Genomic DNA, 24,059 nt, shown 5'->3' with positions numbered 1-24,059 from the left:
TTTAGTTTAAGTTGGGATCAATCTCAAAGTACTGATAAATAAAGGATTTTGAGGTGATTTAGAGTGAGTTGAGTCAGTTTTTGTTCAGGTTCATTGGGCTATAACGAGCACTTAAAGTTGTTAAGGTTAGGTTAATATAAAACGCTCAAACAGTGATGGGTGGACAGAATTAGATGTTTTTTTAATTGGAATATCATATTTTTTACGTAAATGTATCAATCCAGTTACAAAATTAACTTGAACCTGACTGTGTTATCATTAAAATTCACACCATTCGAGATTTTATCAAGTGTTACTCTTATCAGAGACTAATAGTAAAGGCTTCTTAACTTATTAACGCGTTTATTTAATAGGAAAATAAATAAATTGCCTCTCACGCGAAACTGAATCGAAACTCTTCTTTTTGTCATAATTAGGAATTATTATCACGTTCTCGTCTTTAGATGTCTAAAACAATGAACAGTGATAGGGACTTATCATGTTAATTAATAAAATTGCACAATATTCAGTATTACTCTCTACCTTAGTTGTTTTGTCTTCTTGTGATTTATTGCAAGTTCCCGATGAAAAAGGCACACCGGAGGATCCACAAAATCTAGCACCTAAGTTAACAGTGGTAGGTACTTCTGGAAAAGAATTAAGTGCAGGTGACACTGTATTATTTGATTTAAAGCTCGAAGATGATGCAAATCAAATGAGTCTGTCCTGGAATTTTGAATCTTCAGTATATGATTATGTAGATTTAGACTTAGTATCCAATCATTCAATTATGTCATTAAATAATAACGATCAACTGACTTTTGAGTTTAATTCGCAACAATATTTTGCAGATAAAACCTATGAGGTTGTATTTACTGTAACAGATGCCAAAGGACTAACACATAGTCAAAAAATGGATTTTAATGTCACGGCTTTGCCGTTATCGCAAGCAATTTCAAATATAGTAATTGATGATGTTAAAACAATTAATGAAAATTCAGTATTAAACATTAATTCAACATTTGATGTGCATGAATTAATTAACCCACAAGCTGTAAAAATTAATTGGACTTCGTCGGATGAACAATTAATAAGTTCTGTTTTAAATTCGAATAATATTGAAGGATTAATACCTGAAGTTTCACAAAATAGAAATGTTGATTTAACTTATGAAATATTAGTTTTAAATCAATCTGTATATTCTCAAATCGTACCGATTACTATTGTAAATCAAAATATTGCACCGACGGTTCAATTGCAAGAGAATACAATCGTAAGAGGTCTTGAACCTGTCGAGCTAATCGCACAAGCGACGGATATTGATGGATTAATATCAACATATTTGTGGACACAAACAAGTGGTAGTCCTGTGCCTTTGGATAATATCAACTCTGATACATTACAATTTATCGCGCCAGATTTAAATGTTGAACAAAATTTTGAATTTACTGTAACTGTTGAAGACAATGATGGCGATACAGCAACTGCAATTACTAGCATTACAGTAACACCTAAAAACCAATTGCCAATTATTGAAGCGATTGCAGATCAATCAGTAAAAGCAAACACACAACTAACAGTCAGTGCAATAGCAAGCGATGCAGATGGTGAAATTGTAAGTTACCAATGGACGCAACTGTCAGGAGCAACGCTTGCAGTATCTGGAAGTGAAACTTCAGAATTATCAATTACAACACTGCCTGTAGATGCAACACAAAATTATAGTTTTGAATTAGTAGTTGTAGATAATGAAGGTGGCATCACTGCAGAAACCTTTGAATTGATTGTGATTGGTAATGTCTTACCAGAAATTAATTTAATTTCTGATATTGATTATATTAATTCGGATCAGTTTGGTATTTTGGCTATTGAGGCAACTGATATTGATGGGGAAATAGAATCGATTCAATGGTCTCAGGTGGGTGGGGTACTATTAGAAATTGAGGTTCAGGCAGACCCTCAAAGTGTAAAATTGATTGCACCAAGAGTTGCACAATCTGAATCTGCAATAATAGAAGTTGTAGTTACAGATAATTTAGGTGGTCAAACTCAAAAGCAATTTGAATTAGAAATAAAATATTTAAATTATTTAACGGTAGAAGCAGGGGGAAATCTTCAAGCAACGCAAGGGGATTTGGTTAAGTTAACTGGCTCCACTAATTATGGTAGTGCAACTATAAATAGAGCATTTTGGACTTCTATTACAAATCCAGCAATTGAGTTAATTACATTAAATAACCGATTTGAAACACAATTTATAGCGCCAAAAGTATTAGAACCGACGATGTTTGAGTTCAAATTTACTGCTACAGATGAATTAGAGAAACAATTGGAGGTTGATTCCGTTTGGGTTGAAGTGATACCAGATGATTCCCCTAAATTATTTGCAGAATTTATAGACATCCAACAGCCAGTTTCAAGAGAAAGGTTTAATTTACAAGCTAAAATAACGGCTGATTTAAATATCACAGAAGTTGTTTGGTCGATTAAATACTTAAAATATTATGATGGATTTAATAGTACTTATACTTACTTATCAGTTAATAATTTAGATAGTATTGGTGATATGTATTATGCCTATTCAGATATTCCAGCAATTTTAAATGAAGAGGATTTATTAATAACTATTACCGTAACTGATGAAGAGTCCCAAGTTGTTTCTAATCAAATTTCTTCAAAATTAATACCTACTAATAATCGAAGCCCTTATATTCTATATACAATAAAAAATGAAGTTATGTCTCGAAATATAGCATATTTATCAGTCAATGCCGGCGACTACGATGGGACAATTGAACAATATTATTGGGAGCAGATTTCGGGTCTGGAAATTAATTTGCCAGATGTTAATACTTCGAATTTGAATTTTGTTGCACCAGAAGTTGAGGAAAAAACTAATTTTGATTTTAGGGTAACAGTAACAGATAACGAAGGTGCAACTAAATCAGCTATTGCAACTTTAACAGTCGTTCCTTTTAATGAAATGCCTATTATTACCATTCCAAATAATATTGAATTATTAGATGATCAAATATATTCATTAAATATTGAATCAAATGATATTGATGGTGAAGTGATATTTGTTGATATTATTCAAGATGAAAATCAAGAGATTCCCATTAGAAGAATTTCAAACTCAAATTTTGAATTAACTTTTTCTGAGATTGATAAAGAATTAAGCGAAAAAGTATATAGTTTTAAAGTGGTTGCTACTGATAATGAGGGTGGGGTATCAGAATTAGATTTTACAATGTTAGTACTTGCACAAAACTCACCACCTAAAATATCTGGAAATATATTAAATAGTGTTTATGAAGGCACTGATATTATTGTTTCACCAATTATATCGGATGATTTTCAAAATAAGGATGAACTAACTTTTTATTGGGAACAGATTAATGTTGATGAAAATTCCATTATTATTCCAATGGATAATAATAACCAAAGTTATTTTTTAATTGATGCTTTCATGGTGCTTGAAAATAGTCCATTTGATTTGAAATTAACTGTTACAGATTTAGGTGGATTAAGTACATCTGTAATATATCCAATTACTATTATAGATAGTCCAAAGATTCCTGAAATATTTATTGATGATGAATATTTACTTCATTCCAATCATGATGGGGTTATATATTTTGAAGTTCTAGACGAAGAACCTTATCTGAATATCGATTGGAAACAAATTATATTGAATTCTGAAACAGAGCTTACTTTTAATTATACTGATAATAATTTAAATATTGAATTTCCAAAAGACGATAGTTTGCAAAGTTATTATTTTGAAATAACCGCTACGGATTACGATGGATTAATAGCTAAAAAACAAATTCAAGTTAATATCAATCCCGCCCCTGAAATTGAATTCATTTCAGATAAGGTGATAAGAGAAAATACATCGATAACAGTTAGTGCCAATGTAAATGATAGAGGCGGCGAAATTGTTCGATTTCAGTGGTCGCAAATAGCTGGTGAAAATTTAATATTAAGTGGTGAAGCGACATCCGAAATAACTATTGAAAGTAAAGATGTTGATTTGATTGAAAATTACAGTTTCGAATTATTAATAGAAGATAACGATGGTGCAATTGTTACAACAACATTTAATTTAAGTGTGATTGATTTAAGTGCACCAATTATTACAAATCAATCAGTGGCATCAATTAATGAGCAAACATTATTTACAGCGGATGTGTTAATAGAAGATGACGGATCAATTCAAACGATTTTATGGGAACAAATTTCTGGACCATCAGTTACCTTGAATAATGTTGATCAATCAGCTGTGTCATTTATTGCACCAGTTGCACTTGCAAATCAAGCGGCATCAGTAGTGAAATTACAAGTGTCAGCAACAGATAATGATGGGGTTACAAGTTCATTAGTAGTAAATGTTGTAATTAACCCAGTTAATGCCTTGCCAACTTTTGAAAATTTAAGTGACTTGGAAATTACTGATGATCAAATTTATGTTTTAAACTTGTCTACATTAGATAGTGATGGATCTGTAACAGATGTTCAAATTACTCAGGATGCTGTACAAAATATTGTCATTACTAAAGTATCAAACACTCAATTTGAATTTACATTTGATGAATTAGCGCCACAGCAAGAACAGATGCTTTATATATTTACTATTGCAGCAACTGATAATGAAGGAGCGGTTACCAGTCAAGAAATTGAAATTAATGTGCTGGCTCAAAATGTCGCAGCTCAATTTAATTTGGAAAGTAATACGTTTACTATGAAAGAGCGTACTAGTTTCACAGTATTACTTAACATTGAAGATGACCACCCAATTTATTTAGCTAATTTAAGTGCAAACTTGATATCAGGTTCAACTGGATTAACTTATGCTTATGGGTATTCAGAAAACTCAGAATTAGCGATTGTATTTACCGCTAACTTTCATGAAGAAACCACTCAATACGAATATGAACTGACAGTAACCGATGCCGATGGATTAAGCACTACAGAAACAGTTTATATAAATGTTGAACGTGAAAATTCTGCGCCTGAAATTACGTTACAAGATCAAATTATTGTTGCACCTAATGATCATGCAATGACACTTTATTCGGTGAGCGATGATAGATTAGATGTTCAAATTAACTGGCAACAAATAAATGTCGGTGATCAAGATCCTGTTACTTTTAATAGTTCAGATGTCATGTTTATTATGTTGGCACCCGAAACTGATATTCAAAAAACCTACACATTTGAGTTAACCGTGACGGATTCAGACGGATTAGTAGTGACTCAAACATTAGATGTCATTGTTAATCCTCTACCTATTGTTGTGCTGCCTTATTCAAATATCACTATTGATGAAAAATCTCAGTTTGAATTGACGGCAAGCTCTGTTACTGATGATCAAGAAGTTGATTCGGTTTTATGGGTGCAAATAGACAGTCATGAAAAACTTGTTTTGACCGGCGCTGATACTAATACTCTGTCATTTACAGCACCTAATATTTCAGAATCTAAAACTTATGAATTCGCTTTAGAAGCAACGGATAATTTAGGTGGCGTGGGTGTTCAAATTGTTACTATCACAGTTGATCCTATTTTAATTCCACCTGTTATTGGTTTACCAAACACCACAATTGATATGGATGAAAACACAACAATTACAATTGATGTTAATGCCACTGATGAAGAGCAAGTGGTTGATGTGTTTTGGAATGTTGAGGGAATGTATGACTATATAGCAGTGTCGGGTGAACGAACTGATCAGTTTACCATCGAAGCATTTGAACATTTTGAGGATACAACTTATGAGTTTGACTTAATGGTCTTTGATAACGATGGTCAAGCAACCCAGAGAACGGTAGTTGTAAATGTGAATCAAGTATTTGTGGAGCCAGTTATTGATATGGATGTCACAGAGTTTACATCTAGTGAATACGAAATGATTCAAATTACAGGACAGGCAAGCGATAACCAAGGCTATGTAGATTATACTTGGCAGCAAATCGACAATAACGGCACGTTAATGTTAGAAAATACAGATCAACAAATGGTGAATGTGTATTCACCAGATATCTCTGTAGAAACGACTTTTACATTATTGTTAACCGTAACGGATGTAGATGGTCTGACTGACACTCAAGAAATTTCAGTTACGTTTGTACCGCATTACATAGCGCCAAGCATTGATTTAAATGTCCCTGAATTTGCATTAACTAATTTAGCTGTTGATTTTACAGCAAATGCAAGTGATCAAGATGGAGAAATTGTTTCAATATTATGGACTCAAACATCTGGAACACCAGGGCAGTTTACTAATGAAACATCGGATACAGCTACGTTTGTTGTGTCGGATGTCGTTGAAGATTTAACGTTTGATGTGACGGTGACTGATAATGATAATCAAACTATTACTCAAAGTTTTACAGTGACCACTGAAGAATTAGTCGATGAAAACGCGCCTAAAATTGATTTGGGTGAAGACAAAACAGTGAATGAAGGTGGGCAGGTTTATATTGCTGCTATCACTTCAAATACAGAAGGATTATCAACCAGTATTGTGTTTGCGCAAGTGACAGATTTTGATTATGAGTATCATTCATATACTAATAATTCCTATCAGTTTAATGCGTTTGAAGTGGTGAATGAAAAAGTAATCCAAATCAAAGCAAGTCTAATAGATGTTGCAACTTCTAATATTATTGCCACTGATTATATTAATATCACCGTACTGAATACGGATAATTATTCCATTGATGTTAATTTAGACGTCATTGTTGATGAAAATTTAAAGCAATGTCTAAGCGCATTTAATTACACTTTTGCAGAGCAATATGACGAAATAAATTGTTCAGGATTACAAATTACTGAACTAACTGGTTTGGCACAATTTATTAATTTACAAAATTTAAATGTGAGTAATAATTTAATTACAGGCTCGTTGGATTTATCAACCTTTAATAATTTAGAAGAAATAAATGTTTCAAGTAATGATATTTACGACATTCAATTTTCAGCTAATCAAAATGTGAAAGCGCTTGATGTTTCCAATACTCAAGTCATGCCTTTTAGTTTTGAATTTATCAAATCATTAGGTGCTTTAAATGTAAAGAATACACAAATGGATTGTGATTACGTAGCACAACAAATTCAGTTAAATGGATCTTTCTTAACTTATAATTCTAAGCAAGATTGTGTGGATGTATTGCCAGTTAATACATATTTTGCTCAGTACACAGCAACAGCACCTGTTATTGATGGATTAACCGATGGTGAAGAGTCTTTATGGGATAATTCATATTGGCAACCTATTGATGTGTTTTGGAGTGGTGTTTCAGACGATAACCAATATCCTTCTGCAGAAGATTTAAATGCAAAATACAAATTGATATGGGATGAAAATTACTTGTACGTATTAGTTGAAATTGTTGATGATGTTGAAATAACTGAAAATATGTATTGGCAAAATGATAATGTTGAAATTTTCCTTGATGAAAACAATACAGGCGGCTCACATGCTTATGCACCAAGTGCAAGTAACGCATTTGCTTTTCATATAAACCGTTTAGAGCAAGCTATTGATCTACATAGCGGTAATCAATTTTTTGCTGAAGAAAATCAAGTATTAACCAGAATTGCAGATCAGGGAAATAATAAATTTGTATGGGAAATTAGAATTGCTCTAATGGATGAATCGTTTGATCCAAGTAAATCAAACTTTGCAAGAAATATAAATGAAAGTGAAGTCATCGGTTTTACCATGTCTGTTATTGATTCTGATCAACAAGGAAGGCGTAATTCCTTTTTAGGCTCAGTAGATACTCCTGGTCATCAAGCTAACCAAGGGTATTTAGATGCTGATTCATTTGGAGCATTGATATTAAACCCAATGCCATAACTATTATGTAGGTTTGCACTTTGCTAAAAAACGGTATTCACACTTATGCATGCCGTTTTTTTTATGGAATTTAAATAAGTCTTGTAAGCTTTTGAGTCCACTCGCTTATTGCTACACAAACCCGTAAAATACGCCCCATTTTGAATTTAAACAGTTGATACTATAAATGAAGAAGTTATTTCTAATCGGTATGGGACCTGGTGATGAACAATTGGTCACACCAAAAGCAAAACAAGCGATTTCAATCAGTACAGATTTAGTCGCATACGGCTTGTATTTAGACTTGCTTGGAAATCAGGTTAATGAAAAAACCTTGCATGATTTACCTCTTGGTGAAGAGATTGGTCGAGCTAGATTGGCGTTAGATTTAGCGTCAAAAGATAAAACCGTCGCCTTAATATCAAGTGGCGACATTGGTATTTATGCCATGGCAACTTTGGTATTTGAATTATTAGATTTGCAATTACAAGGCAAAGAGAATCACCCTGAGTGGTTAAATGTTGAGATCGAAGTGATTCCGGGAATCTCTGCGATGCAAGCGGGCTCTAGTTATGTAGGCGCCATGTTAGGTCATGATTTTTGTACAATTAGTTTGTCAAACTTGTTAACCCCTTGGGAAACCATTCAAAAGAGAATTGAAAAAGCAGGTGAAGCGGATTTTGTGATTTCTTTTTATAATCCAGTTTCTAAAAAACGTGACTGGCAATTAAATACCGCGCGCGATATTTTATTAAAATCACGCCCTGCCAGCACTCCTGTTATTTTAGGTCGTCAATTAACCCGCGAAGATCAAAGCGTAAAATTTATAACATTAGGTGAGCTTGATGCTAAAGACGTCGACATGTTTACATTAGTGAGTGTCGGTAATAGTGAGTCTAAACATATTAAAAATGGTGACAAAGATTGGGTTTATACACCACGTGGATATTCCAAAAAATTATAAATTGTAGGTTCGGGATTTATTCCGAAAAATTTAATGTGTTATTCGCAATAAATCTGAACCTACAGATAAAAAATCGATAAAACAGAGAAAAAGATGAAAGTATATTTTATTGGTGCAGGTCCAGGTGACCCAGAGCTTATTACTGTTAAAGCTCAAAAAAGAATTAATCAATGTCCGATTATTTTATACGCAGGCTCGTTAGTGCCCCGAGAAATTTTGGCAGACGTTGAAGAGTCAGCTGAATTAATTTTAGACACAGCGTCTATGAATCTTGATGAAATTATTGAAATCATGATTCAAGCAAAAAAAGACAATAAAGACGTAGCAAGAGTGCACTCAGGTGACCCTTCTATTTACGGCGCAACAGGCGAACAAATGCGACGTCTTGATGAAATAGAAATAGAATATGAAACCATTCCTGGTGTTACCGCAGTGGCCGCAAGTGCTGCTTGGTTAAATAAAGAATTAACACTGTCAGGTGTGACTCAAACGATAATCTTTACACGCTATGAAGGTAAAACGCCTTTTCCAGAACGTGAACGTTTGCCAGCATTAGCAGCCGTTGGTGCGACATTAGCCATTCATTTAGGCATTACACGTATTCATAAAATTGTTGAAGAGCTGATTCCGTTTTATGGAAAAGATTGCCCAGTGGCGGTGTGTTATAGAACCTCATGGCCTGACGAGCAAAAAATCACAAGTACGTTAGAGCACATAGTTGAAAGAGTTCGCGCTGAAAAAATAACACGCACCGCATTAATTATTGTAGGGCAGGTTTTAAACGCCAATGAGTTTGATGATTCGTATTTATATGATGAAAACAAAGCACATGTGTATCGACCAAAATTAAAACCAGCCAAACCCAGAACCGTTAAACGATAATACTGTAGGTTCGGGATTCATTCCGAAAAAAAATAAACCAAAAAAGGTTTGTCTGACACCCTAAAGGGTGACCTACGAAAAATAAAACAATCTAAAAATGTAGGTTCGGGATTCATTTTGAAAATCATCAAATATCTTTCGCAATGAATCCCGAACCTACAATGGAAACAAAAACATGACAACAAATCTTAAAAAAATACCCGCCACCATCGTAACCGGTTTTTTAGGCAGCGGAAAAACAACGCTATTATCAAACATCCTAAAACAAGCAAAAGGCAAACGCATTGCCGTAATTGTGAACGAATTTGGTGAATTAGACATTGACGCGGATCTATTACGTAACTGTCCATTAGATTGTGACGACGAAGAAGCCGTATCACCAATCGCTGGTGAAAACGGTATTTACGAATTAGCCAACGGTTGTATTTGCTGTACCGTAGAAGAAGAGTTTTTGCCTGTCATGCAAGAGCTAGTAAAACGTCGTGACGACATCGATCACATATTAATTGAAACCAGTGGTCTAGCATTACCAAAACCATTGGTACAAGCCTTTAACTGGCCTGAAATTAAACAACATTGCACCGTTGACGCGGTGATCACATTAATTGATGGCCCTGCAGTTAGCCAAGGGCGTTTTGCTAATAACCCAGAGCTTGTTCAACAACAACGTGAAGCAGATGAAAGCTTGGATCATGACCCATCATTAAAAGAATTACTTGATGATCAATTAAGTGCCGCTGATTTAGTGGTTGTCAGCAAAAATGACTTATTAGATGACAAGCAAAAACAAAATGTGCAAGCCATCTTAAAAGAAAAATTAAGTGATTCTGTAAAAGTTGTTTATCTAGAGCAGGGCGTAGCACCTCTTGATGTACTAATGGGTATTGATGCTAAAACAGAAGATCATATCAATCATGTTCACAATCATCACGATCATCATCATGAACACGGCGCACATCACGAACACGCCCATGATCATTTTGATTCGTTTGTATTGAACTTAGGTGAATTAAATATTGAATCTTTAAAAACCAATATTGAAACATTAATTAAGCAATACAATATTTTCAGAATCAAAGGGTTTGTCAATACTGGTAAACCGATGCGTCAAGTAATTCAAGTGGTAGGTAAGCGAGTTGATACTTACTTTGATCGTAAATGGGAGGAAGGTGAAGCGAAAACGTCTTTGGTATTTATTGGAAAAGACTTAGATCAAACTAAAATTGAAGCGGTATTAAATAGTTAAATTAAATAAATCGTCATCTTCATTTTTACTGAAGATGACGATTTATTATTTATAATTTTACTTTAAATATTCCATTAAACGTTGGTCATATTCAGTCAGTTTATTGATACGAATCATCGATTGTATTTCATCTACGTATTCTTCCCCACGCTCAGAATATCGAATTAATCCTTGCGCTAATAAATTCGAATCTAATTGGTTGCCCTTTAATTGCTCGCGTTTTTCTCGTAAGTCAGCATAAGCAGAATGCGTATTGATGTTAAACATATAGCCCACAACAGAATCTAACGTAGACTCAAACTTTCTTACTTCATGATTTGCATCTTCATTACGGCTGTTTGGCACAATACCGCAGCCTTTTTGATAACACCATTGACCAAAATAATTGTTGCCTTTTTTACTGAATCGGCTGGTACCCCAAGATGATTCATTGGCAGATTGCGCTAATGCAAGCCCTGCTGGTACATAATTTACTTCATTTAAAAGCTCAACTTTTAAATCTGCTCGATATAAATCTTCACAGGTGTTGGAATATTTTTCACAGATTGCAGTTAATTGCTTTTTTTGTTTTTTGTTTAATGATTTCTCATCAAATTCAATTGCTAAAATAAATTCACGTTCTTTTTTGATATCTAAATTAGCATGAACCACGAAAGCGAACATATAATGAAAAAACGCTTTTTTCTTTTCATTTACATCTGAAAAATCAGCAAATTTCGGGGCTTTTTTGGGGAGCTCAATGATATCGGAGTTAGAGGGTTGTTTATTGCTGCACGCTGTAATCAAAATGGCATAACTAAAAACAGATAAATATTTAAAGACTCGCATATAATTTCCGTAAGGGGGTGAGAAGTACCACGGATAATAAATTAAAAATTATTAAAATGCACATTTTATATATACTTTGATATCAAAATAATACGAAACTAAATAGGTGGAATATCAGTGAGACGTGTAGTATTGTGACGTGATCATAGCTCGTAATTAAGGGAAAAAATGAAATATATATTAGTTGCAATCGTATTAATCGTAACAGGTTACTTTATCTTTAATCAGTCAAGTTCTTACCCGAACTCTATTGAATTTGATGGGCAGACCTTTTTAAATCCAATAGATCAAAATGACTCATTAAGTGATATGAACTTGTTGCTGTATAAAAGTAAGACTTCAAATAACTACTTAATGATAGGAAAAATCAATAATCAGGATGTAGGTGTTGATTATTTATTTGAGTTATATGTGAATATATTTAAACAACAAAACGGATATAGTATTAATCGAGATACAGGTAAAGTAATAGGGAATAAAGCAGATTCTACGGTTTATTTGACTAAATCAAATACATATGACGGTGTCGCCGCCTATATTGATGCTTCTGACGGTAGATTGAAAACCATTGATGAAAGTTTTGAAATGTATTATGAACTTTCAGATATAGAACTTTAAACTATTTTTCGGATTTTCTATGAATAGTAAAAAAATTATAATTTTGGTTTTGCTAGGAGCGGGAATTTGGTATTGGTTGCAACTACCTGCAGCTGAAAAATTTACAGCATCGATGAATTTTGAAGGTGTAGTTGAATTCGATGGTGTGCAATATGTTACCGACTGGTCATCCCAATCAGAACAGATTTCTGGATTTTTAAGAAGAAAGGATAGGCATAATAGCAGTAATTTTCCAATAATTACATTTGACTGGGTGGTTACTACTAAAGATTACAATGATTCTAGTTTAGTAAGTGTCCGTCATCAGGGTGACGGAAATTATGCTTATTCATATAAAACAAAAGTGGAAGGTTCGATTGTTTTTTATCATTTAATTACTGCGGATGAAAATGTTCAAAAGCAATTAGTTGAAATAAAAGAAGGAAGAAATTTTGTAATGACCGCACGAATTAGTCAAAGTAATAAGCTTGAAAATTTAGCTACTGGTGTGTCATTAGATATAGCACATTCGAACCACAAAATTGTTTTGGTTGAATCTTTATCTATTCAATAATTGAAGTAATTAGTCGGTTTAAATTACAAGTTTGTACGGATTTGGTTCTAAAAAACGATCAAAATTTTGTTTTGAAATTAACTTTAACTACGATTGAATGACCTAAAGGGGCTCGCCCTATTGGGCTTTCAGAAATTCCACTACTCTCGACTTTGTGCTTCTGCAAAGTTCTACTACGGTACGTCCTGTACCGATTCGTTACGATTTTTCGAAATAACTAGTTATTCCTGAAAAACCGTTCCTCGATTAGTGAAATTTCTGAAAGCCTGAATTTATCTTTCTAGATCAGAGTTTCCTTAAGTAAATCAATAAATGTAAAAAAGTATTTTTAGTTGAAGTAAATTATGATTATGCTCGCGTCTTGCAAAGCTTAATGGTTACTATATTAGTGAAGAAAACTATAAATGATTAATTTAAATGGTTTGCGATGATTTTGCAAAGATGGATAAATTTAAGTCTAGGAAGTCGCACTTTAAATTCGAATTATTAATATTAAGTTTAAGTTGAATTCAATAGTTATGTATTTATAATCAAATTGCCTTATTCAAGGCAGGATAATTTACAAACTAGGAAATAAAAATTATGTTTAATAACAAAATCAAACTTTTGGCTTTACCTCTTATTTCATTGAGCGCTATGGTGAGTACTCAGTCAAATGCAAGTTGTGATGTGAATGTGTTTAATAATTGGAATACTGGATTTATTGCACAAATTACCTTGGTTAATGATTCAGAGCAAACCATGCAAGATTGGAATGCACAGTTGAGCTTGGAAAATGGGTTCATTCAATCATATTGGGGGGATGGATCAGCAGTGGGTCAAAACCCAGTTGATGTGGTAAATGCAAGTTGGGAGCAACCTGTATTAGTTGGACAGTCTAAAAATTTATATATTGTGGCACAAACTGGTAATAATTCTTTAGTTTCGGATCTTGAACTGACATCTAGTTTTTGTCCTCAAGAAGAAGAGACAGCATTTACACTGAGTAAATTCGATGTGAAATATTTTGCAGAAAATGATGGGTTACAATCTGGTCAAGGCACCGACGGATTTGATCCAGCAATTACTCAAACTTTAATAGCCCAAGATGTAGTTGATTACATGGCAATTGATTATTCATATAGTAATTTTCACAACATCGACTCACATGAATTTTATGCTTCTTGGGAAGGTGTGATTAATGTTGCTGATGCGAGTTTGCCAATTGATATGAATATTGACGTGTCTTGGTCAAATATTAATGTTTATTTAGATGGTCAATTAATAGAAAGTTATTTTGGACATAAAAAACGCATTGAATTGAATTTGTCTGAAGGTGAACACGACATTCGATTAGATTATCATAATCATTGGCATACATCAGGTATTAATGTGACATTTACTCAAAATGAAAATACTACTGCAGAGGAAGTTGCTGAGCTTCTCACACAGTTTGATGCGAAAAATGCAAAAATTGTGACTGTAGCAGGTTATGAATCGTCAGATTTATATAATGAAATAAATATTACAGTTAATTATACCGCTCAACCTGTTATTTTATTCTTGAGTACTTATCATTCATTAAATTACGTGTTAGATATTGCTGATAATGCAAACATACAAGCCGTATTTGTTAATTCTTATGCACCTACGTCTTCTGTAAGTGGAATTGATTCAAATAAAATTTTCTATAGTAACGATTTGGAGTATGCATATAATACTGATGCACTTGAAATGCAAGCAGCAGATTTAGCCCAATTGCCTGTGACTCAAATTCAAGCAATTAAAAAATATTCATTAAATAATGTTGCTGTTGATTAATATTTAGTTTTAAAAATTAAATTAAATTATTTTAAGGCTTTCTATACGGAAGCCTTTTTTTATTCAAAAATTCTTTTATTTATCAATTTTATGTCTTTGAAAGTAAAAAGGTTTTATGTCAGGGTAAAGCAATTCATAAAAATGACCACTCAGTGAGTGGGTTGTCAGATCACTTTGATTTGATTCCAGGAGCGAGACAAATATTTGATTTGTCGGTGGATCTTGTTCAAAAATATTGTGGTATGTCGGTGCCATTTTATAATTTTGATGGCAGTCGTGACCAACTGAACGATTGGGCAACTAAGTAAGGAGATGATGGGAATGAACGTTATTGGGAAAAAATAATCAAAAAAGTATTGATGGTATTGAAACTAAAATACTTGAAAAAACATTTAAAAAAATAGTAATAATATATTTTAGTATGTGGATTTCGAGATGTAGAAGATTATAAAATATCGATTGTCTTTTTTAAAATTTCAATCGGCATAATTGAAATTAAAGCAGTCAATGAAATTTATAATATCTAGAAAATTAAAATAATTGGGTGATAAATTTAATTCTTTAATGGTCAGTAGACTGCATAATAACTAAATTCGATTTATTATGTTTAGTCACATATTGGTTGTTTTATGGTTATTAATTGTGAGTACAATTTGAAGGGAAGTAAAGATTAGGATAAACAATAAAAAGGCGGGTTAAGTGACCACTTAACCCGCGATTTTATTTACATCCATGTATCACTCATCACCTTAAGTTGAGTTCTTTCAAAAAATCAATTTTACAATTTTAGCATATGAATAAACTATGCAAGAAATACGGTAATTTTGTATTGTTTTGTAGTTATTTGATTTGTTTTTAACACGCGTAATATACAACATAATCAGTTTCTAACAAATCATTTATTTTGAGGCTTACTATTTTTTTTATTAAAGTGTTCATAGTTAATGTCGATTATTATCAATAAAAGGAAATTTGGTGCAGTTTGGTATCAAAAATATTTTTGTATAAATAGTGGTTGTAATTTTAATCATACTTATATGGTAGTTAAATAGTAGTTAAAATGATGTTCTACATATAAAAATACAGTTGTTTGATGTTTTTGAATAGTGCTTTAAAGTCGTGATGTCGTTTTAATTCAGGCATTTTGTATTTTTATCGATGCACCTGTTAAGTACCTGTATGCAACTGTTATGCAACTATCTTTTCATGATACGCCAAATCCTTGTAGTTCTAAAATGTGTTTTTTTAAAAGTGTAGCGTTATATATCTTTGTACATCGGCCTTTGAATGTCTAAGAAGCATTTGAAGTGAATCAACCATGTTTGGTTTGACTGAATCTGGTGCGCCTTTGGGATGCACCGTTGTCTGAAATTAAGGCTTAGAGATCGTTTAAGCTAGTTGAATGTTTGCCTTATTTAAAACCGATGCTTTTTTTAAATGTTGGTTTTTTTTGTCTTTTTGGTTTTGGGTGACTTTGTAAAGTGTAAGGCGATTTTGTGGGTGATATAGGGGTATTGGTAACCGTAGGGGCGGGATATCCGCCATTTTCTAAGCAGCTGATATTGGAATTGTAGAAAATATTTAGTTTTAAATATTGTCCATGTCAAATATAAAGCCCATCCCAGATAACAGTGATAATTAATAACGTCTTCTTCAACTTCTTCATCGTTGGATATCTAGTGTCTATAGTATCTGCCGATGATTGAAAGTGAGTGTTCCATTTGGTTATCGGTCAGACAAAATGTGGGTGATGGCTGCCTTCACAGCTAGCTTAAATTAATTTAATGCAAATTTTGGATCAGACCCGAATATTAAAATTAAAAACGAAGGGTTGAGCTTTAGCTCAATAACACTAAAGTGGATGTCCCTTTTGATCGTCCCTTTTGATCGTCCCTTTTGATCTGGGTGATTGTGCCCGTATCGGTTTGTGTAGTTTCAGAAGCCGAACCGCCATTACCGCCGCAGCTGAACATCGTTAGAGACCTAAAAGTTAAAAGTACAAAACTTGTAGTAGATTTAAATATACTATACATAAAAGCGTTTAAGTGACATTTTTCCACATTCCTAATGATTGGGAGATGAAAGTAATTATATCATTTTCAATTGGTTGTTCAGATTTTAATTCGTTTTGGTTACACAAAGTTACGGTATTTATAATTGGCTTGATTTTGATTATTATGTAAGTCTTAGTTGAAAGTCATGCGTTGGGTAGTTTTGATGATAAATTGTTGGTTTAAAATGGTTTAGTAGGGGGGGATTTATATCAATGTTTTGATCTTGCTTAAGTATTGAAAGTTAAATATATAACTTGTTTCTTTGAATACCTATGTCAAATGTAAGGTGCGACCTCAAGAATTCGAAAGGTGTTTTTTAAAGATGGCATGCTTGTGACTTAACTGCGATAGGCCAAAAGATATTGTCTAAAAAATTAAGACAGCCAAAAGATTTGAAGTTTTACCTGGGTTGAGGTATATGTTGTTAGATATTTTTGTGCGATGTGGCATATTGATAAAATTATGTTGTTTCACTACTATTTTTATATGTGAATTTAAGTATTCTTTATTATTGCGCTATAAGTAATGTATGCTAATAAATTTTAGTTTTTTAATTTTTAGTGGATTTTTTATTCATTTCGTTAGAGCTATTTATATATAAATATTTTAGGGGGGGCGATGCGTTTTTATTTAATATTAGTGAGTGTAATAATTCTCTTAATGGTTTTTTTGTTAAAGATTGATCTAAATAAAAGTATTGTTGATCATAAGGTGAATAATGAGACAGAGGGAGTTGTTAAATCATATACGAAAAATGAGTTGTCAATTGAAAATAATAGTGATGGTTATGAGGAATATTTCGATGTAAAAGAAAAAGAAAAAGAAAAAGAAAAAGAAAATGAAAATGAAAAAGAAGTGTGTGTGATAGATAAAGGAGTTATCAAAACTGTTAAATGTGAAGAATATAAATATCTGCTTAATATGGGATTATCTGAATACTCAAATTTAAGAATTCATATTGATATTGGATTAATGGTCGAGAATGGTTCAAATATAATTAAAAGACATAAAGGATTTATTGTTTATGAATTGGGGATTTCTGATCAAGGTCCTATTTATTATTTTGTGGATTTTGACGGGGGGGATGAATCCCAAGAAGGTTATTTCTTAAATTCCAATAAACCAAAATGGTCATTTTCTTTCTTAAGTCAAGATGTAGTAATTGATAATGAGGGGGGGAGGTATTTAGATATCAGAATATTAAATAAGTTAGAATTTAAGTTTGATAAGTTGAATTTGGAGCCTGAACTTTGTTTGGATACTTTAGAGTTTGAAATGTTTAGTGAAAGTGATTTGGACTTAAAAGATTTTGAAAATTGTTCTAAATATATAAATGGGTATCATAACGTTAATTTAATAGAGGTTCATGATAAAAATCTAAGGGAGTGTATATTCGGCAGAGTCTATAGATCGAATTATTATGTTGATCCAAATAAAGTTGAGATTCTTAAGTGTGGATCAATTAAAGGAATTGGAATTGATGAGGTATCTGAATTTGGAAATGTAAAATCAATTATTATAGGGAGTAATGATTCTGATCATACCTTTTTAAATGAATTGAAAAATCTTAGGGAAATTGAAATTAAAAATAATACCATATTTAATATGTCGAATATTTCTGAATTAATATATTTAGAAAGTTTGATTGTTTCGAAGGGGACTCTAATTAATTCTGATGAATATTCTAAGGGAATATCTCAATTAAAAAGATTAAGTTTAAAACGTGTAAAAGTAGGTGGGGAATTGGTTTTTTTAAAATCTCAATTTTCTCTGAAAAAATTAGAGTTAATAGGCATGGAGTTAGATGAATTTCCTGAAGTAGGATCTGTTGAGTATATTGAGTTTCTAAATATTAAAAAAAATAGTATTGTTGAAATACCATTAATAAAAAAAATGATGTATTTAAAGTATTTAAATCTGGAATTTAATCAATTTACAAAAATACCATCAATTGATGAAAATTGGGAAGGTGAATTAAAGTTGCTAGGGAATCCAATCGACTGTACTTATCAGGTAAATCGGTATTTTTCTGAATATAGTAATTGCAAATAAAAGATTGGGTAATTCTATGAATGTATAGAATTACCCAATTTTATCATCAACTGAAGTAGGATCTATTGCTCCAGGCAGTATTAAAATTAGTTTGAGAAGCGGTCACTTTAATTCTCCCAGCAGCTTGCTCGGTAGCGCATGTCCCTAATATTACACCATACCCCTTTCCTGTATAATATCTTTTTTCATAAATAATGAACTTATGTCTGTGAGACGAAGTTCCACTTGATCCACTTGAGCTATATCCACTACTGTAACCTCCGCTTATATTTTCTAAATCTTCAATTTTTAGTTCTAACATTTTTAATTCCTCGTAAAATAATTAAAGTTAATATGCATTTATGAAGATCCATACTTCACATGTCAAATGCGTGTCTAAAAATATTTATGAAAAACACCAAATGCAAGATATTAAATTAAAAAATTTGATATTGTGTGTTTTTTTAGTGCGGCTATTTTTTATTATATTGTGAGGTTTTGGTAACTCTTTGATTTTAATGGGGGTTTCAAAAATGGGTGTCACTTTTGGATTTTTTAATATCACAAAGATTTTAAATCGTATATCTTGATAGTCTGCTTTAATTTAATCTGAAAAGTTATAATTAAATTCTATTTGATTTAGATATTGTTAATATCACAGTATCTTTATTCTGAATATCTTGATAATTTTATTTTTACCATCAATTCAATCAAATGAGCCCCCCTCAAATTTAAATAATTAACAATCCATACCAATACTGGCATCTACTTTTACAAATATCCTTAACGACAATCCAAAGATACAAAATCCAGATCCTTCAACAAGGAATAGTCACAATCAATTGGATTATTAACTAAATATAATTCATTTAATTTATTAGCACCATTTGCAAATATGTTCGCTTGTGAAATTTTATTCATCTCTACTTTCAAAACCTTTAATTTAGGCATTCCATAAAGTGCATCTATATTAACTAATCTCGCGTTTTGTATACGCAATATTTCTAATTCTGAGTACTGTGCAATTTGTTCGACGTTTGAAATATTCGTCAATGACAAATCTAAGAATTTTAATGCTAATTGTGGGTAATATTCAAAACTATCAATTACATTCTCTTTAATTACTAGATTCTCTATGGCACCTGCATGTTCTAGAAAGGTGGCATCCAAAATATTATTTTTTAGCAATACTAGAGACTTCAAATTTATTAATTCACCAATCATGTTTAAATTTTCAACTTCAATTTTTTCTAACTTCAAATAAACTAATTGATCGAAATCCAGTAAACCTTCAATATCAATAGAATCGCCATTTCTTAATAACAAAGCCTCAATACTCTTTAGTTTTTTTATTTCTTCCAAATTCCCAATATTTTCAACATTTAAGATTAACACCTTTAAATTAGGTATTTTTGATACTCCATTTAAATTTCTAATTTTTTGAGAAATGCATTTCAATTCTACCAATTGATTTAAATCATATTGTTTAATTTTTAAATTTACACTTCTCCCAAGGGATCGATTAATACATTTTTCCAATTCAATATCAGAAAATTTAACAATTTCTTGTCCTATTTTCTCTAAATCTTCTTTCTGTTCACACCGCTGCGAATCAATACTATATTCGCCTCTGGCAACGATAACACGACTATCATGTATATCCGGACAATTAGGTTTTAACTCATCAAATTGTTCATAATACTCCCTAGTACCTGAGATGGAATAATGTATTTTCTTAGTGTCATCCGTATATATTTGTATGTGCTCACCTTTTTCTACCCACACTTCATCATATTCAATAGTTTGTTCATATGAATATTCAGACGCTGGAAAAACATAGTTATAACCAGACAAAATATAAATATCCCCTAAATCTGATATCCCAATTTTTTCAACTTGAATATGACTGGTTGATTCTATGATTTCACCAAATTCATCAATTTCTTTTAATGGTTTTCCTGATTGAATCAATTCGAAAGGCATTTGAATAATGAGATTTTGAATATGATGATGTCTTTTTGATGCCAATGCAGGAATGAACGGACAGGGTTTTAATTCAGTTTCAAAATTTTCAGTTTGATTTAGTATACATTCTTTAATATCACTTTCTTTTTGATTTTTTTCTTTTTGATTTTTTTCTTTATTATTTTGTAATTTTTGACTGTTTTTGTCATTTAGTAATGCATCTGATAAATCTGAAGTTTTCAATTCACTTACCGAGGCTTTGCCAGAACCAACACCAGTCTCGAAACTAAGCTCAATCTTTTGATTATCATTATCATTATTATTGATTAATTTCTGATTATCGTCGAATTCTGCTGTATCCAACACAATCCACAACAAAACTGCCAATATAATCAGCACCAATGTAACGACTATCGAATTTAGTACTTTTCCCATTTTTGAATCCTATTTTTTTACCTGTCTAACAATCACATTATGTATTAACTTAAATAAAAAAGCAGTATTTTTACCCAACAATAACTCTGATGTATACGGACACCCACCACTTTTCAAGTGATTTAAATCGTTTTTTCATTTTATTTCCTGCTAGACCAATGGAGTCAGAGTAGAATGGCACTTAGTTAAGCGATAAAGCCTTTTAATAAATTACTATTTCTGTTTCTTAGGGTGGCCATTTTTTTCTAATATCCTCTCTGGCAGATTCTCGTGTAACGGTCAATAACTTATAGGGTTTAGGCCTTCGTTTAATCGCTCTTGGCTCTATTCTTCCGGGTCGATTGCCGACTAGCCGTTTTGATATTAATTTAAACATATGTTCATCAGGTTGACGATTTTATTGAGTATATGACATCCATACTTGCAGGCAATGCTTGAAACTAATTTTTCTTGGTTTTAAATTAAAAATAACGGCTGACTGTACTGAAAATAATCGAATGATATTATGTGCAAATACATGCACTCACATTTCTTTCTCACACATTTCTGGTAATTTACAACTTAAAATATCCATCCCTAATGTGGTTTTTAAATTTCTAAAATCAAGTTCAATATATCAGCGATCTTTATATAATTTCCCTAAGGAATTTTTACTTTCTTCTTTTGGTTCAAGATTCGTTGTAATCAATAATTCATGATTCACTTTGAGTTTTCGTATCTTAATTGAATCGGATAAATGGGGTCTGGTTTTACAATTTACATAACAGTTAATAAAAAGGATGAGATATTAAATTATCTCATCCTTTTTTGTATTCAATATAATGCCACAAATGGTATCTATAACTAATTTGGATGTTTCGATTACCCGTAAATCGAATTTCTTAAATGAAGAAAAAGCACCAAATCTAATATTCTACCTACCTCGAAATCTTCTGATACAAAATCCCAATCCACTCATGAATCGCAAACTGCGACATTCTTAAAAGCAACTAATTCAGACGTCCAAAGTAAAACCTAGATTAATCCCAAAAAGATTAGCCTTTTTTTGTCCAAAATTTCAAAATTAGGATTAGTCAAGGTACCCAAGGTAAATCCTATAAGTATTATGGATGGCTGAATAATCTCTCTCAATCGCCAAAAAATCTACTAACATTATTTATTACAGTGGGAAACATAAAAAACATGGTTTATATCCGTTGATTATCTAGCGAAAAACTATGTATTTAGGGTAATGATTTTAGAAATTTGTACCAAAGGAAATAGCAATGAACGAAGAAACTATGATTTATGATCGATTTTCATGTGAGAATTGTGCAAATAAAGGGAGTCTAGACTTTGATTTTACAATGGCTTTTCAGCCAATTATCAACTGCCACACAAGTCAAATTTACGGTTACGAAGCTTTGGTCAGAGGTTTAAATAATGAATCGGCATTCTCTATTATATCTAAAGTAAATGATGATAATCGTTATCTGTTTGATCAACTATGCCGAGTGAAAGCGATCGCGTTAGCCTCTAAATTAAAGCTTGATACTATGTTAAGTATTAATTTTTTGCCAAATGCCATTTATAAACCAGAGCGTTGTATTCGTACGACATTAGATGCGGCCAAAAAATATAATTTTCCAGCTGATAGAATTATGTTTGAGTTTACAGAAGTGGAAAAAATTGAAGATAGTCATTTCGTTAAAAGCATCGTCGAATATTATAAGAAATTAGGATTTAAAACTGCAATTGATGATTTTGGTTCAGGTTACGCAGGGTTAGGGTTGTTGGCCGATTTTCAAACGAATATTGTAAAACTGGATATGGAGCTGATTCGCAATATTGATTCCGATCATGCTCGCCAATCCATAGTTAAACACTGTTTAAATATATTTCATGATTTAAATATCACGCCACTAGCAGAAGGGATAGAAACCAAAGAAGAGTTTCTGTTTTTACAGGATTTAGGCGTTGAATTAATGCAAGGTTATCTCTTTGCCAAGCCAGGATTTGAAAGTCTTCCTCAAGTTGATTTTAGTATGGTTTAGGATCTAGTCCGTGAGGTTGATGTGAGTAGGGCATGCAAAGCGCCAGCTTTTACACTTTCTATAACCGCTAAAAAAGCGGAAACTATTTTAATTTTGTGTTTTAAATTTGTTGATATGCAGGACGTCGATTTTCAATTCCAGTTATTTAATTTGCTCATGAAAAACGCGAATTAAAACGACGAACTTTCTAGCTATCCTTGAATCTTCTGATACAAAATCCCAATCCACTCATGAATCGCAAACTGCGACATTCTTAAAAATTCAGCATGAGGATATAAATCCGTAAACTTCATATCATTACCTTGCCTGCTCAGATGCATAGTAGGGGCGGGTATCGCATTGAGTCCTGCTAATTCATAAAACCCCATAGCGCGTCGCATGTGATTGGCGGTGGTAATCACAATCACAGGTTGATCACCCACAATGGATTTTACAACCAGACTTTCTTCTTGGGTGTCTCTTGGTTCTTCGTTAATGATTATATTTTGCGCAGGCACACCCAAAGCTAGTGCTAATTGCTCATGCATTTTGGCGGTGGATATTTCTGTATTGGCGCCAGCGTATCCCGTCAGTATTAATTTTGCAGTTGGGTTTTGATAATACACGCGAACCGCTTCGGTCATGCGTACGGTTGATACATAGGTTAATTGGCTGGTTATAGGTAATGAATCGTCTTCTATGTGACCGTTACCCAATACATGTATGAATGATGCGCTTTGATTTGTGTAGCTTGGGTGCGCGTATTCCAGTGGTTCTAACATTAAAAATGCGACAGGCTTTAAGCTCAATAAATAAAAAGTGCAAAGGGACGTTATGAATAAAAAG

General features: G+C 32.4%; 14 protein-coding genes. 10 read left to right on the top strand and 4 right to left on the bottom strand.

Features of this window, described 5'->3' with window-relative positions; genetic code table 11:
- Nucleotides 1-478 precede the first annotated feature (478 nt).
- The 4 genes from TYM08_RS14000 to cobW all read left to right on the top strand — a co-directional run bounded on the left by TYM08_RS14000 (nucleotide 479) and on the right by cobW (nucleotide 10,917).
- On the top strand, nucleotides 479-7,846 hold the full coding sequence (locus TYM08_RS14000) for a PKD domain-containing protein (protein WP_422379768.1): 7,368 nt from the start codon (nucleotides 479-481) through the stop codon (nucleotides 7,844-7,846).
- A 166-nt stretch (nucleotides 7,847-8,012) separates the two neighbouring features.
- On the top strand, nucleotides 8,013-8,789 hold the full coding sequence (gene cobJ / locus TYM08_RS13995; protein WP_422379767.1) for a precorrin-3B C(17)-methyltransferase: 777 nt from the start codon (nucleotides 8,013-8,015) through the stop codon (nucleotides 8,787-8,789).
- Nucleotides 8,790-8,882: 93 nt separating this feature from the next.
- On the top strand, nucleotides 8,883-9,671 hold the full coding sequence (gene cobM / locus TYM08_RS13990; protein WP_422379766.1) for a precorrin-4 C(11)-methyltransferase: 789 nt from the start codon (nucleotides 8,883-8,885) through the stop codon (nucleotides 9,669-9,671).
- Between the two features lie 175 nt (nucleotides 9,672-9,846).
- Nucleotides 9,847-10,917 carry a cobalamin biosynthesis protein CobW gene (gene cobW, locus TYM08_RS13985; protein WP_422379765.1) on the top strand — a complete coding sequence of 357 codons (1,071 nt, stop codon included), beginning with the start codon at nucleotides 9,847-9,849 and terminating at the stop codon, nucleotides 10,915-10,917.
- A gap of 57 nt (nucleotides 10,918-10,974) precedes the next feature.
- Here the strand turns inward: cobW and TYM08_RS13980 are convergent, their stop codons facing one another.
- Nucleotides 10,975-11,745: a glucosaminidase domain-containing protein gene (locus TYM08_RS13980; protein WP_422379764.1), complete on the bottom strand. Its 771-nt coding sequence runs from the start codon at nucleotides 11,743-11,745 to the stop codon at nucleotides 10,975-10,977.
- 168 nt (nucleotides 11,746-11,913) lie between these two features.
- Here TYM08_RS13980 and TYM08_RS13975 point away from each other — a divergent pair, with 168 nt between their 5' ends.
- The 5 genes from TYM08_RS13975 (at nucleotide 11,914) to TYM08_RS13955 (ending at nucleotide 18,822) form a co-directional block, all read left to right on the top strand.
- Nucleotides 11,914-12,363 carry a hypothetical protein gene (locus TYM08_RS13975; protein ID WP_422379763.1) on the top strand — a complete coding sequence of 150 codons (450 nt, stop codon included), beginning with the start codon at nucleotides 11,914-11,916 and terminating at the stop codon, nucleotides 12,361-12,363.
- A 19-nt stretch (nucleotides 12,364-12,382) separates the two neighbouring features.
- Nucleotides 12,383-12,916, top strand: a complete 534-nt coding sequence (locus TYM08_RS13970; RefSeq protein ID WP_422379762.1) for a hypothetical protein — start codon at nucleotides 12,383-12,385, stop codon at nucleotides 12,914-12,916.
- A 582-nt stretch (nucleotides 12,917-13,498) separates the two neighbouring features.
- On the top strand, nucleotides 13,499-14,716 hold the full coding sequence (locus TYM08_RS13965) for a cellulose binding domain-containing protein (protein ID WP_422379761.1): 1,218 nt from the start codon (nucleotides 13,499-13,501) through the stop codon (nucleotides 14,714-14,716).
- Nucleotides 14,717-14,868: 152 nt separating this feature from the next.
- Nucleotides 14,869-15,024 (top strand): hypothetical protein, encoded by a 156-nt coding sequence (locus TYM08_RS13960; RefSeq protein ID WP_422379760.1) that lies wholly within the window; start codon nucleotides 14,869-14,871, stop codon nucleotides 15,022-15,024.
- A gap of 2,364 nt (nucleotides 15,025-17,388) precedes the next feature.
- Nucleotides 17,389-18,822 carry a hypothetical protein gene (locus tag TYM08_RS13955; protein WP_422379759.1) on the top strand — a complete coding sequence of 478 codons (1,434 nt, stop codon included), beginning with the start codon at nucleotides 17,389-17,391 and terminating at the stop codon, nucleotides 18,820-18,822.
- 46 nt (nucleotides 18,823-18,868) lie between these two features.
- Here TYM08_RS13955 and TYM08_RS13950 read toward each other — a convergent pair whose 3' ends face one another.
- On the bottom strand, nucleotides 18,869-19,123 hold the full coding sequence (locus TYM08_RS13950; protein ID WP_422379758.1) for a hypothetical protein: 255 nt from the start codon (nucleotides 19,121-19,123) through the stop codon (nucleotides 18,869-18,871).
- Between the two features lie 461 nt (nucleotides 19,124-19,584).
- On the bottom strand, nucleotides 19,585-21,201 hold the full coding sequence (locus tag TYM08_RS13945) for a hypothetical protein (protein ID WP_422379757.1): 1,617 nt from the start codon (nucleotides 21,199-21,201) through the stop codon (nucleotides 19,585-19,587).
- A gap of 1,265 nt (nucleotides 21,202-22,466) precedes the next feature.
- Between TYM08_RS13945 and TYM08_RS13940 the strand changes: the two genes are divergently transcribed.
- Nucleotides 22,467-23,234 carry an EAL domain-containing protein gene (locus TYM08_RS13940; protein WP_422379756.1) on the top strand — a complete coding sequence of 256 codons (768 nt, stop codon included), beginning with the start codon at nucleotides 22,467-22,469 and terminating at the stop codon, nucleotides 23,232-23,234.
- 191 nt (nucleotides 23,235-23,425) lie between these two features.
- Here TYM08_RS13940 and TYM08_RS13935 read toward each other — a convergent pair whose 3' ends face one another.
- Nucleotides 23,426-23,995, bottom strand: coding sequence for an ElyC/SanA/YdcF family protein (locus TYM08_RS13935; protein WP_422379755.1), 570 nt, complete (start codon nucleotides 23,993-23,995; stop codon nucleotides 23,426-23,428).
- Between the last annotated feature and the right edge of the window lie 64 nt (nucleotides 23,996-24,059).

Origin of the sequence: Marinicellulosiphila megalodicopiae (assembly GCF_045862395.1) — a bacterium.
GTDB lineage: Bacteria > Pseudomonadota > Gammaproteobacteria > Pseudomonadales > Natronospirillaceae > Marinicellulosiphila > Marinicellulosiphila megalodicopiae.
Note: the sequence above shows the minus strand (reverse complement) of the source record. Positions and strands in the feature narration are given on the sequence as shown.